The organism is Patulibacter medicamentivorans, assembly GCF_000240225.1.
Lineage (GTDB): Bacteria > Actinomycetota > Thermoleophilia > Solirubrobacterales > Solirubrobacteraceae > Patulibacter > Patulibacter medicamentivorans.
In genome coordinates this window covers 1-12,330 of record NZ_AGUD01000121.1, presented here as the reverse complement: position 1 = coordinate 12,330, position 12,330 = coordinate 1, and the positions used below count along the sequence as shown (strand labels likewise).

General features: G+C 72.3%; 8 protein-coding genes and 1 pseudogene. 5 read left to right on the top strand and 4 right to left on the bottom strand.

Annotation, left to right across the window (positions count from 1 at the left end):
* The 5 genes from PAI11_RS09635 to PAI11_RS09615 all read left to right on the top strand — a co-directional run.
* On the top strand, nucleotides 1-1,303 hold a 1,303-nt coding region (locus PAI11_RS09635), incomplete at its 5' end, for an FAD-dependent oxidoreductase (RefSeq protein WP_050897182.1).
* A gap of 273 nt (nucleotides 1,304-1,576) precedes the next feature.
* Nucleotides 1,577-2,032 (top strand): hypothetical protein, encoded by a 456-nt coding sequence (locus tag PAI11_RS09630; protein ID WP_007573684.1) that lies wholly within the window; start codon nucleotides 1,577-1,579, stop codon nucleotides 2,030-2,032.
* Nucleotides 2,033-2,112: 80 nt separating this feature from the next.
* On the top strand, nucleotides 2,113-3,000 hold the full coding sequence (locus PAI11_RS09625) for a hypothetical protein (protein ID WP_007573682.1): 888 nt from the start codon (nucleotides 2,113-2,115) through the stop codon (nucleotides 2,998-3,000).
* Complete coding sequence (locus PAI11_RS09620; protein ID WP_007573680.1) at nucleotides 2,997-3,491, top strand: hypothetical protein; 495 nt, start codon at nucleotides 2,997-2,999, stop codon at nucleotides 3,489-3,491. The genes PAI11_RS09625 and PAI11_RS09620 overlap by 4 nt, the downstream gene beginning before the upstream one ends.
* On the top strand, nucleotides 3,488-6,658 hold the full coding sequence (locus PAI11_RS09615; RefSeq protein ID WP_007573678.1) for a chitobiase/beta-hexosaminidase C-terminal domain-containing protein: 3,171 nt from the start codon (nucleotides 3,488-3,490) through the stop codon (nucleotides 6,656-6,658). The genes PAI11_RS09620 and PAI11_RS09615 overlap by 4 nt, the downstream gene beginning before the upstream one ends.
* 459 nt (nucleotides 6,659-7,117) lie before the next feature.
* Here PAI11_RS09615 and PAI11_RS09610 read toward each other — a convergent pair whose 3' ends face one another.
* The 4 genes and pseudogenes from PAI11_RS09610 to PAI11_RS28460 all read right to left on the bottom strand — a co-directional run.
* Nucleotides 7,118-7,876 (bottom strand): hypothetical protein, encoded by a 759-nt coding sequence (locus PAI11_RS09610; RefSeq protein ID WP_040599541.1) that lies wholly within the window; start codon nucleotides 7,874-7,876, stop codon nucleotides 7,118-7,120.
* On the bottom strand, nucleotides 7,873-10,605 hold the full coding sequence (locus tag PAI11_RS09605; protein WP_138974206.1) for a hypothetical protein: 2,733 nt from the start codon (nucleotides 10,603-10,605) through the stop codon (nucleotides 7,873-7,875). The genes PAI11_RS09610 and PAI11_RS09605 overlap by 4 nt, the downstream gene beginning before the upstream one ends.
* A 6-nt stretch (nucleotides 10,606-10,611) precedes the next feature.
* Entirely contained in the window at nucleotides 10,612-11,556 is a 945-nt protein-coding gene (locus tag PAI11_RS28100) for a calcium-binding protein (protein WP_244406531.1), read from the bottom strand.
* Between the two features lie 102 nt (nucleotides 11,557-11,658).
* Nucleotides 11,659-12,204: pseudogene (locus tag PAI11_RS28460) on the bottom strand (calcium-binding protein); the annotation flags it as partial.
* Between the last annotated feature and the right edge of the window lie 126 nt (nucleotides 12,205-12,330).

The following is a 12,330-nucleotide window of genomic DNA, read 5'->3' as shown; positions in this document are numbered from 1 at the left end:
GGCCCGCCGGATCGCGCAGGGCGCCTACGCGCCGCGTCCGGCGGCGGTCGTCCAGGCCCGCGGCGCGGCCGACGTCGCCGCGGTGCTGCGCTGGGGCGCCGAGCGCGACGTCCGGATCGTGCCCCGCAGCGGCGGCCACGGCTTCGCGGGCTGGTCGGGCGGGGATCCCAGCAGCGTCGTCGTCGACCTCTCGCGGCTGCGCCACGTCGGCGTCAGCGGCGGCCGGGCGGTGGTCGGCGCCGGCGCCCAGCTGATCGACGTCTACGCCGGGCTGGCGCGGCGTGGCCTGACGCTCCCGGCCGGCACCTGCCCGTCGGTCGGCTTCGGCGGGCTGGTCCTCGGCGGTGGGGTCGGGCCGTCGGTGCGCGGCCTCGGGCTGACCTGCGACCGGCTGCGCTCGGCCCGCGTGGCGACGGCCACCGGGACGCTGAGGACGATCGACCGCGCCAGCGACGAGGACCTGCTGTGGGCGCTGCGGGGCGGCGGGGGCGGGCAGTTCGCGGTCCTGCTCGAGGCTCGGCTGGAGCCGGCCGCCGTGCGACGCAGCGCCTGGTTCGCGGTCTCGTGGCCGTGGGCGGCGGCCGAGGAGGCGCTGGCGGCCTGGCAGGCGCTCGTGCCGGCGGCCGACCCGCGGCTGTCGAGCACGTTCTCGCTGCTGCGGGGAACCGCGCCGGTGGTGCGGGCGATCGGCCAGTGGCTCGACGACGACGTGGCCGCGCTGCGGCGGGCGATCGCGCCGCTGACCCGGATCGCCGGCGCGCGGCTCTCCGCCGGCGCCGCGGCGCACCTGACCAACCAGCTGCGCTGGGCCGGCTGCCTGGGCCGACCGCTGGCGGCCTGCCACACGGCCGGGACGCGGCCCGGTGGCCGGATGCCGCGCGAGACCTGGGCCGGCACCAGCGATTACCTGGCACGGCCGCTCGACGCCGCGGGGCGGCGGATCCTGACCGCTCGCCTGGCGGCCCGTCGCGGCGGTTCGGGGGCGATCATCCTCGACGCGCTCGGGGGCGCGGTCCGCGACGCCGGCGATCCCGGGGCCTTCCCGCACCGCGACGCGATCGTCCAGGTCCAGCACTACGCGCAACCCGGCAGCGGCGGGCTGACGGGCGCCCGGGCGTGGGTCCGCGGCAACCGCCGGGCGCTGCGCGGGCGGACGACCGGCCAGGCGTACGTCAACTACCCCGACCCGGCGCTGCCGGGGTACCGGCGGGCCTACTACGGCGCCAGCCTCGAGCGGCTGCGGGCCGTCCGGCGGCGGGTCGACCCCGACCGGCGGCTGCGGTTCGCGCAGGACGTCGGCTGAGCGCGGCGGCGATCTGGGACGACGGGCGGGAGCCGACGCGACCGGCCGGCGATCCCGGGACCACGCGCGTGGGCATGCGGTCGGTGCCGGTCGGGAGGCGGGCGGACCGCAGAGACAGCGAAGGCGTCCGCGGGCTTCTACGGAGCCCGGTCGGGCACCGCCTACGGTCGCCAGCCGACGGGCGGCCTCCGATGCTCTGGAGACGAACGGAAACCGCTGCGTGAACGGCACGCGGATCACGGACACGACACCGTTCGCAGAAAGGGCACCACCATGCACAGGATCAATCGACGCAAGCGGCTCGTCGCGTTCATCGCCGTCGCCGCACTGGCGATCGCCGGCGCCGCGGTCGCGTTCTGGACCGGTTCGGGCAGCGGCTCGGGCGAGGCGCAGGTCGGGACCAGCGGCACCGTCACGGTGACCGGCACGATTCAACAGGGGATCGCCCCCGGCACCAACCGCGACGTCAGCTTCACCGCCGCGAACGCGACCGACTCGCCGATCCAGGTGACGACGGTCCGGCTGGTCTCGGTCCAGGCCGACGCCGAGCACTCGGCGTGCACCACCGACGACTTCACGATGGAGAACGTCACCGAGAACCACGAGGTGCCGGCGAACGCGACCGCCGAGGCGCTGCCGAACGCCGGCACGCTGGTGTTCCGCAACACCGCCGAGAACCAGGACGCCTGCAAGGGCGCCACGCTGACGCTGACGCTGGCGAGCAGCTAGCGCGCCCCCTCCGAGCCGCTCGACAACGGGCGGGACCACGGTCCCGCCCCGCCGAGCGCGTCCGATCCCGGATCGACGCCGTGCGACCCCTCCACCCTCACCACCGCCGCGGACGCCTGGGCGCGACGACGATCGCGTTCACGGCGCTCGCCACGACCGGGCTCGCCGCGGCCGCCGGCCTCGGCGCGATCGGCACCGGCACCCGCTCGGGGTCGCACGCGCCGCACGTCGCGGCGAAGCCGGGCAGCCTGCGGATCGCGGTCGCTCCCGCGTCGCGGACCGCGGCCGCGGGAAGCTCGGCGAGCTACCGGGTGGCGATCCTCCGCGCTCCGGCTCTCCGGCGCCGGCCCTCGCTCGTCCGCCTGCGGCTGGCGAGCCCGCTACCGGCCGGCGTGGTCGCCCGCTGGCGACCTGCGGCCACCCGCGGCAGCCGCGCGACGCTCGTCCTCCGCGCGGCGCCGACCGCCCGCGCGGGTCTGCATCGACTGCGGATCGTCGCGGTCGGCCACACCGGCCCGCTCTTCCCCGGCGACCCCCGCCGCACCCATCGCGCCGCGGCCTCGATCGCGCTGCGCGTCCGCCGTCCGATCGTCCGCCGGTTCTCGATCTCCGGCCATGTCGACCGCCCGCTCGCCCCCGGCGTGGCGGTGCCGATCGACCTGCGGCTGACGAACCCCCATCGCTTCCCGCTCCACGTGCAACGGCTCGCCGTCCGTGTCGTGGCCGTCCGCGCCCCCGGCGCGAGCGCCGGCCGCTCCTGTGGACTCGAGGACTTCGCGGTGCTCGACGCCGGCCCGGTGGCCGCGCCGCTGCCCGCACGCTCCACGCGCAGCCTCTCGGCGCTCCGGGTCCCGCCCGAGCAGCGGCCGCGGATCGAGATGCGCGACACCACCTACGACCAGGACGGCTGCCAACGCGCGACGCTCGAGTTGCGCTTCACCGGCGTGGCGACCGGAGGCTCGCGATGATCCGCCTGAACCGTCCTCGGCGCCTGCTCGCGATCGCGGCCGTGGCGACCCTCGCCCTCGGTGGCGGCGCGGCCGCGTTCTGGACCGGCGCCGGCGGCGGCGGGGCCGAGGCCAGCGTCGGCGATCCCCAGCCTCTGAGCCTCGGGGCGGGCTCCCCGACCGCGCAGCTCTACCCGGGCGGCAGCGCCACCGTCTCGGTGGTCGCGAGCAACCCGAACCCCTACGTCGTCCGGATCGGGCACCTCGTGCTCGACGACGGCAGCGGCAGCGGCGGGTTCGACGTCGACGCCGGCCACGCCGGCTGCGACCTGACGACGCTCTCGTTCGCCGATCAGGACCACGACGGCGCCGGCTGGTCCGTGCCGCCGCGCACGGGCACGGTCGACGGCAGCCTGCGGATCGATCTGCCGGGCGCGCTGGCGATGGGGCAGGACGCTGCGAACGCCTGCCAGGGCGCCACCTTCACGATCCACCTGGAGGCGACCGCATGATCCGCAGGATCGACCGTCGGCGCGGGTTGGCCCTCGCGCTCGCGGCCCTCGCGCTGCTCGCCGTCGTGGCGACCGCTGCGCGCGCCTACTGGACCGGCTTCGGCGATCCGGTGCGGGGCCCGGGCGTGGCCGGCGCCGCGACCGTCGGCAGCGGCGCGCCGCCGACCGTCAGCGCCGACGAGAACCATGCCGCGACCCTCGACTGGGGCGCCAGCACGGTCTCCAACGGCCTGCCGGTCCGCGGCTATGCGATCCGCCGCTACGACGCGACGACGGGCGCCGAGGCCACGGTCGGCGGCGCGTGCTCGGGGACGGTGACGGCCCGGACCTGCACCGAGGCCGCCGTGCCGGTCGGCAGCTGGCGCTACACGGTGACGCCGCTCTTCGGCGACCACTGGCGCGGCGCCGAGAGCAGCCGCAGCGGCACGGTGACCGTCGGCACGGCGTTCCTGACGCTCGACGAGACGGTCTTCGGGGTGACGCTCCCGAAGACGGTCACCGGGTCGGTGACCGGGTTCCTGCCGCTGGAGCCGCTGACGTACAGCATCGACAGCACCACGATCAGCGGGACGCCGCTGCTGGCGGGCCTCAACGGCGGCGCGACGGTCGCGCTCGCGGTCCCGGCCCTGCCCGACGGACCGCACACCGTGCGCGTCCACGGCAGCCTCTCCGGCCTCTCGGCGCGGGCCGCGATCCTGGTCGACACCAGCCCGCCGGTGCTGACCGCGTCCGTCAGCCCGACGCCGAACGCCGCCGGCTGGAACCGGACGCCGGTCGAGGTCAGCGGCAGCGCCGACGACGGCACCGGGTCGGGGCTGGCGTTCGTCAAGGGGACGACCGACGGCAGCGATCCGCGCACGTCGCCGACCGCGCAGCTGTACGCCGGGGTGCCGCTCGCGCTCGACGCGACGACGACGATCCGCTACTACGGCGTCGACCTGGCCGGGAACGAGACGGCGGTCCAGACCCTGCCGGTGAAGATCGACGCGATCCCGCCGTCGTTCCTTCCCGAGATGGTCGAGGTGACCGGCGGAGCGACCGTGATCCTCGGCGATCCGCCGGTCTCCTACTACCGCGGCGCCGCGGCCGGGTCGTTCCGCTTCAGGATCACCGCGACCGACCAGGGCGGCTCGGGGCCCGCGACGATCGGCACCTCGGCGCTGATCGCCCCCGGCACCGGCTTCACGCACCAGCCCGGGATCGCATCGCTCGACGGCAACGTGGCGCTGACCTATCCCTTCAGCTGGGTCGCCGGCACGACCAGCTCGCCGACCGGCAACGTGACGGTGACCGACGTCGCCGGCAACTCCAGCACCGGCGGCGGGGTGCTCTACGACGACTCGACGCCCCCGTCGGGCGGGTCGGTGAGCGCGACCGGCCTGCGGGACGGCGGCTACTCCGCCTCGACCACGATCCACCTGACGCTCGACCACGGCCAGGACGGCCAGTCCGGGATCGCCTCCAGCGGCCTCCGGCTGCTGCGGGCCGAGGCGCCGCTGGCGTCCCCCGACGGCGTCTCCGACGGCAGTTGCGGCAGCTACGGCGCCTACGCGGAGATCGCCCAGGATCCGCCGAGCGTCACGACCGACGACGTGCCCGACGACGGCCGTTGCTACCGCTACGCCTACGAGGTGCCGGACCGGGTCGGGAACGTCGCGACCTTCGTCGGCGACGAGGTCAAGGTCCAGACCGCGGCCGCCGCGTCGCTGGCGCCGAGCGACGTGCAGCTGACCCCGGTCACCGGCGTCAGCGCGCAACTGGTCTCGGGCACCACGCTCTACTACCGGCCGAGCGCGGTGGGCAGCTTCGCCGTCACCGCGTCGAGCAGCGACTCGACCTCGGGGGTGGCCGGGGTCGCGTTCCCCGCGATCGACGGGTTCGGCGGCGGGGGCACGGCGACGACGCCGACCAGCGGGACGACCTTCCGGACGATCTACGACTGGTCCTCCAACGGCGCTGGCCCGACGCCGGTCAGCTCGGCGATCACCGCGACCGACCACGCCGGCTTCGATCGGACCACCTCCGACGCCTTCCGGGTGGTCGCCGACGACGCCGGCCCGGCTCATGACCTGCAGCTGGCGGCCGCCACCAGCGCGATCCTCTCGGGGACCACGCTCTACTACAACGGCAACGTCGCCGGCTCGTTCCGGATCGTCGACGCGCTGACCGACGCCGGCGTCGGACCGGCCTCGGTCGCGTACCCGGCGATCGGGCTCAGCGGCTGGACCCACGCCGCCCAGACGGTCACCACCCCGAGCGGCGGCCCCTACACCTCGAGCACGTTCTCGTGGACCACGGGCGCGACCCCGGTGCCGAACTACGCGATCGTCGGCAAGGACCGCCTCGGGACCAGCACCACGTCGTCGCTGGCGCTGGTCAGCGACCGCGCCGCTCCGACCGGCGGCAGCATCACCTACGCCAACGGGACGGTGTCGACGCCGTCGGTGCCGATCGCGGTCGCCGCCGGCAGCGATCCGCTGTCCGGGATCGACGCGTCGACCGCGGCGATCGAGCGCGACCAGGCGACGCTGTCGGGCAGCACCTGCGGCACCTTCGCCAACACCTGGTCGACGACCGTGACCCTGGCCGGCGGGGCGGACACCTCGGTGGTCAACGGCCGCTGCTACCGCTACCGATACCGGATCAGCGACCGCGTCGGCAACCGCGCGAGCTACACCTCGGCCAACGTCGTCAAGGTCGACACCCGCCCGCGGGTGATCGCGATCGCCTCGTTCCAGGCCGGTGGCGCGAGCGGCAACGGCAAGCTCGAGGTCGGCGACCGCCTGGTGCTGACCTTCGACCAGCGGATCGCCACGTCGAGCGTGCCCTCGTCGTTCAGCGGCGCGACCGAGCAGCGGCACCTGCTCGGCCCGGTCCAGCTGACGATCCCGGGGATCACCAACGGCGCGGTCGACACCGGCAGCCCGTACTACCTGGTCGGCTTCGCCGGCCTCGGCTGGGACACCGCGACCTTCGGCGGGACCGTCGCGGTCGCCGACGCCGGCGCGGGCTCCACCGTCACGGTGACGGTGACCAGCCTGACCGACGACCCGACGGCGGCGTCCAACGGCACCCTGCAGTTCTCGCCGGCGACGACGATCACCGGCACCGATGGCGCCGCGGCCACGGGCACCTTCGTCACGTCGAGCTCGTTCCAGCTCTTCTGAGCCCGCAGGACGCGACGACGGCCGCCCAGGAGGGCGGCCGTCGGTCCTCAGCGGGGAGCTTGGGACAAACTTCGAACCCCGCGACGGCCTCGACCGCAGTCGAGCGGCTGATCGACCACCTGCGTCGCGAGATCAACGGCCACGGCCGGTGATCTCTCGGTCCCCCCGCAGATAGTTTCAAGATCAATTATCTGACGGATCGTGGTTCTGGTCAAGAGCAGCACGTCGCTGCTTGTAGTACAACTGCGCCGCCGCGCTAACTGCGGACACGCCGCGCTCCTCAGTGAGGGCTGCGAATCGCCTGGCTGATGGTCGGAGCAGGTTCGCGGGTGAGCGGGGCTTGCACGGCTTCGTAGAGACCATTTCGCTGTGCGGTATTGCGGCCGGCCCCGATGTCCTGCCGGTGGTTAAGGGACGGTAGCCGGTGTCTCAGGGTAGGCAGAACCTCCCCTCGGAGGCCTACCCGGCGCGTCTCTGAGAGATGGCGGGAGCGTCGTACCCATCCGGATCCACTCCCATGCGGGTTGCCAACTCCCGCTGTACCGCGGCGGCGTCGCCATCGACCTCAAACCGGACGTGACGGAGATGCTTCGAGAGGCCGTCGAATGGCGGTCGAAGCGGAGATGGGTCAGGACTGGCGTCCACGATTCCCATCGCAAAATCCAGCCGCTCCAGGCGCGTCAGGTGTCGCAGAAACGTCAAGTCAAGTGCGACAGGTGGCAAGTCATGGACACCTCCGACGACCAGCATGAGCGAGCGAAGGTCGGGCACGGCCGACCAGTCGAGTGCCGCAACGACGTCCTTCAACATCGTGCTCGGCACGGAGGGATCATCCACGCCAATCGTCAGCGAGCGGAGCGTCGGCGAGAATGCAACACCGTTCGCGGGATGGCTAGCGACGTCATAGAGGATCAGCGACTCCAACGCCGGGACTCGGGCAAGCGCTTGGAGATCGACACTCCGGCAGCCCTGAAGGCTGACTGAGGTCAGCCTAGGGAGCATGCCGAGGACCGACAGATCGACAGCGGCCGGTCCGTGGATTTCGAGATGCTCCAGATCGACGAAGGTCGAGAGCGCCGCGAGGTCCACGTCGTCCGACGCCAAGCGCCGCAGAGCGAGACGTCGCACGATCCGGCGTCCGGGGCCATCGATTCCGGCCAGCGTGCTGGAGATCGAGTAGGCCCCTTCCAGACCGTCCTTCTTCAACTTTCCCGTCATCCGACTCCAATACAGCGCTTGGTTCGTGTGAAGTGCGCCGAGGCGTATCGACCGTAGCCGAAGAGCACCAGAAGCGACTGGCCCCGAAGGAGTCGCGTGCAGTATTCCGGACGCTCGGGGCGAATCGAGTGGATCTTGTTTCCCAAGAGCTGTCCGCCCTCTCGGCCGTGCCCCCAATGCGCGATGAGGGCCTCCTCCACGTTGTGTGCTTCTTCGCTGGTCAGATGCGGCAGCTTCAGCGTTGTCAGGCCGAAGCGGCGGTACTCGGGATGCTTGCTGCAGCGGCTTCGCAGCGAGCGCGAGATGCCGACGTAGCGCACGCTCGCATCGGGTGGCGGCGCCGGTGACCAGTACACGACATACCCGGAGGACTTGCTCCAACGACCCTCAAGCTTTCTCGCGTCGCGGCAGTGCGTCTCCGGCACCGTCTGGCGCCGGCTCCGCGCCTTCGCCCACTTCCGTGCGTCGGCACGCTGCTTCTGCACGCTCAGGTCGTTGAGGTGGCGGTAGGAGGCTTGGAGTGCGGGGCTGATGGCGTCCTTGCCGGCTTGGCCGACCTTGCCCGCGCGGTCGCAGGGGTCGCCGTAGAGGCGGATCTGGGTGTCGATCGCGGGTTGGAGTGCGCGGAACAGCTTTCGCGCGCGAGCGACGCTGCGTCGAATGGTCGTGTTGCGTCCCGCGGGTGCGCTGGCGGCGCGGCTGATCGCTGCGCGTGCGGCGTCGAACGCGGTCCGCGCTTGGCTGTTGAACATCCCGGGCGTCGGGCGGGCGTCGCAGCCGGTGCTCTCGGGGAAGACGAGCGATCCGACCAAGGCGAGGATGGCGCTCCTGCCCACGCCCTTCACGAGGCCCCGGAGTACGGGGCGAAGAACCGGTGCCGTCTTCGGCGCGTTGGCCAACAGCTTGCCGGCGTTCTCGACCTTGTCCAGTCCTTGGAGCTTCCACAACTCCTGTTCGGTGAGGAACCGCGGTGTGGCTCGCCGCTCGCCGGGCACGCCCTGCTCCCCGTCGGCCTGCTCAGGTGGGGCGAACACCCCACTGGTGTCGTCCAGCTCGACCAGCGCGACCGGCCGGTCGGTGTCGATGCCGTCCTTGGCGGGGTGGAAGGTGATCGCTCGCGATCGGGACTTGCGAAAGCGGCTTTCCTTCGTGGTCGCCGCGCGTGCCGAGGCGACGCGGATGCGGGCGAACCGGGCGGTCGCTGGTGCTAGCGGCGCGTCAGTGGTCGGCGCTGGGTAGTAGCGGACCATGTAGAGCCGGATCCGTCCCGATCCGGGCTGTGGGTCGCGCGAGGGCGTGAACAGCACGCGAACCGACCCGTCGTTGCGGACGGTGTAGGTCGGGGCCGGTCCGATCGGTCGCGGTGCCCCGCGGTCGATCTTGAGCTGCGGCCCGACGGTGAACGAGCGCTGGTTGCCTGCCCGATCAGTGACCTGGAGGCGCAGGCGGTAGCGGCCGTCGCGGTCCAGGCGCGAGAGGTCGACCGGGACGGTCGAGGAGGTGGTCTTGCAGCCACGGTCGCAGGGCGGGGTGGCGGTCCCGAGGTCGATGGTGCGACCGGAGCCGACGCGTTGGGCGCTGAGCGCGACCCGGGCGACGCCGGAGTGGCTGTCGCTGGCGCGGACGGTGACGGGGATGGTGTCGCGGCGGTTGGTCCACTTCCGCGACACCGTGTTGAGTTGTCCGCCGATCGACCCGCTTGACGGCTTCGTGATGTCGCGCCGCACGACCAGGGTCTTGACGGTCTGGTTGCCGGCGTAGTCCCAGACGGTGACGATGTAGGTGCGGTCCTTGGTCGAACTGTCGGTCGCGCGATCGGTCGCCGACGCCGTAGCGGTCGCTGGGCAGACCAGGCCACCGCGGCCCGCGGTGCGGTGCAGCGGGTCACAGGTGATCGTGGCGTCACCAAGCGTGCGGGTCGACGTGCCGAGCTTGAACTGGGTACGGATCCGCTGGATGCCCGAGGAGGGATCGGTGGCGGTCGTGGTGAGCTTCTGCGGGCGACGCTTGTTGACCCAGCCATCGTCGATCGGCGGCGACGAGGCGACGTCGACGGTCGGCTGGTCGGGGTCGTCCAGCGTCAGGTCGATCGTGCCGACACGGCTGAACGTGCCGGTCCCGGACGGAATGTTCGGGCAGGCGTAGACGCCGGATCCGGGCGGGTTGGGGTGGCAGACGGTGAACAGCCACGCCTCGACCGTGGTGCCCGGCCCGGTCGGGGTCAGCGTCGTGGTCGGCAGCGAATAGGTCGTAGCGGGGCTGGACTGGCCGTAGGCAGGCCCGAAGTCCTTCCGCGCATCCGCCCCCGGACCGCCATAGATCCGGACCCGGAAGTACTGGTCATCGTCCTCGTTGCGGTACCTGAGCGTCGAGAACACGCCGCGGGTGATCGTCGACGCGCCCGGGACCTGCCAGCGCAGGATCGTGGCCGGACCACCAAGCTGACTCGACGGGTTGCCGTTGTCGTAGACCCGGCCACCGGTTGGCGCGATGACGAGGCCGCGGCCCTGCGAGGCGCCGCCCAAGGACGCCTGGTACCACGGACCAGGGCCACCGGGAGCGGGCTGCTCGTTGACCGTCCAGTTCTCGTAACCGGTGGCGGCTTGGCCCTGCCAGTCGTAGCTCGCGGTCCACGGACGCGCCTCAGCCGCTCCGGTGCTGAGCCCCGTGAGGATCAGTGCCAGGAGCGCAGTCGTGGCGAGGCGACCAGACATGGGCGGGCGTGCCATCGCCGATCAGCGAGCGCGCTTGACCGCCACGGCCGCTTTGCCGCTCGCGGCCTTGGTTGCCTTGTCCTTGACCGACAAGCCGACCACGACCGCACCACCAGAGCGCAAGAGCCGCGTGACCTGCGAGCCCTTGAGCTTGACCCGAACGGTGGCGCTGCGACCACGCCCCACGATGGTGCGCGTGGATCCGAGTCGCTTGCCGTTGCGGGAGACGTTCACGGTCGTGGTGCATCGCACCGCGGTCTCGGCACCGCACGACACGGGCACCCTGAGCACCCGGTCCTTCCCCACAGCGACCTTGCTGGTCGTCACCCAGAGCCGCGGCGACGGCTCACCCTGCACCCCCAGGCGCGTCAACCGACCGCTCGTGGTGACGATGTCGCAATCCAACGCGACGGTGTCCTCTCCGGCGGCGGTCACGGTGTCGGTGCCGGTGCCGCAGAGGGCTTGGCTGCCGCCGAGACCGGCGTTCTTGACGATCTTCGGCAGCACGATGGCGTCGTTGCCGGCCGCGCCATCCAGCGTCACGGGCAGGTTCGCCGCTGCGGTCAGTCGGTCGGCCTTGACGGTCCCGATCACCGTCTCCACATCCGAACGCACGTCGTCACCCTCGCCGGCCTGACCATCATCCGCGGCGGTGCCGATCGAGACGGTCACCGGGCTGGTGCGGGTCGCGTAGGTGACGGTGTCGCTGCCTTCCGCCCCGGTCAGGACATCCGGGCCACCGGCACCATGGAGCAGATCATCACCGTCGCCGCCGTCCAAGAGATCCGCACCGGGACCACCAGCCAGGCGATCGTTCCCGGAGCCGCCGTGCAACTCGACCGGCGCATCCCCAGCGCTCAGCGCGTCGTCGGCCGGGGACCCGATCACGACCTCGATATCCCCACCGACGTTGTCGCCCTCACCGGGCGTCCCGTCATCGGCCAGACCGTTCAGCGACACGCTCACGCCTTGGAGGGCGTCGTCGTAGGAGACCGTGTCCCGACCACCACCATCCATGACCTGGTCGCCGCCCGTCCCGCCGGCGAGCTGGTCGTCCCCTTCGCCACCGTCCAAGCTGTCGGCGCCACCGTAACCGTTCAGCACGTCGCTCCCAGGACCGCCAGTCAGGGTGCCGGACTGCTCGTCACCCTCGAGCTGATCATCGCCCTCGCCACCATCCAAGAGATCGCCGCCCGAGGTCGACTGCAACAGATCGCCGCCCGACCCACCCACGACCTGATCGGTCCCGCCGCCACCGTCGAGATCATCGGCATCACCGCCACCATCGAGTCGGTCGCTGCCTTCATCGCCAGTGACGCGATCCTGGCCCGCACCGCCCGTCAGGACATCGTCGCCATCCGAGCCCGTCAGCTGGTCATTGCCGTCCGCGCCATCCAGCGTGTCGTTCCCCGGACCACCGTCAGCCTGATCATCACCCGCACCGGCCGTGACGACGTCGGCACCGAGATCTCCGTCGATCGTGTCATCACCGGCTCCGGCGTCGATCTGGTCCTGACCGGTGCCCGCCAGCAGCTGGTCATCCCCGTCGCCCCCGACAAGCTGGTCGTTGCCAGCACCAGCGTCAAGCGTGTCGTTCCCAGGGCCACCATCCAGCAGGTCATCCGACGCGCCGGTGGAGACCTGGTCGTTGCCCGCCCCGGCATGGACCTCGACCGACAGGCCGACATCCCCGACACTAGTTGTAAGGGCTAGGGACGTTGTTCCGGTCAGGTGCCGGGT

Coding starts and splice junctions, on each gene's coding strand:
- PAI11_RS09630 (WP_007573684.1), top strand. CDS start 1,577: ATGCACAGGATCAATCGACGCAAGCGGCTCGTCGCGTTCATCGCCGTC.
- PAI11_RS09620 (WP_007573680.1), top strand. CDS start 2,997: ATGATCCGCCTGAACCGTCCTCGGCGCCTGCTCGCGATCGCGGCCGTG.
- PAI11_RS09615 (WP_007573678.1), top strand. CDS start 3,488: ATGATCCGCAGGATCGACCGTCGGCGCGGGTTGGCCCTCGCGCTCGCG.
- PAI11_RS09610 (WP_040599541.1), bottom strand. CDS start 7,876: ATGACGGGAAAGTTGAAGAAGGACGGTCTGGAAGGGGCCTACTCGATC.
- PAI11_RS09605 (WP_138974206.1), bottom strand. CDS start 10,605: ATGGCACGCCCGCCCATGTCTGGTCGCCTCGCCACGACTGCGCTCCTG.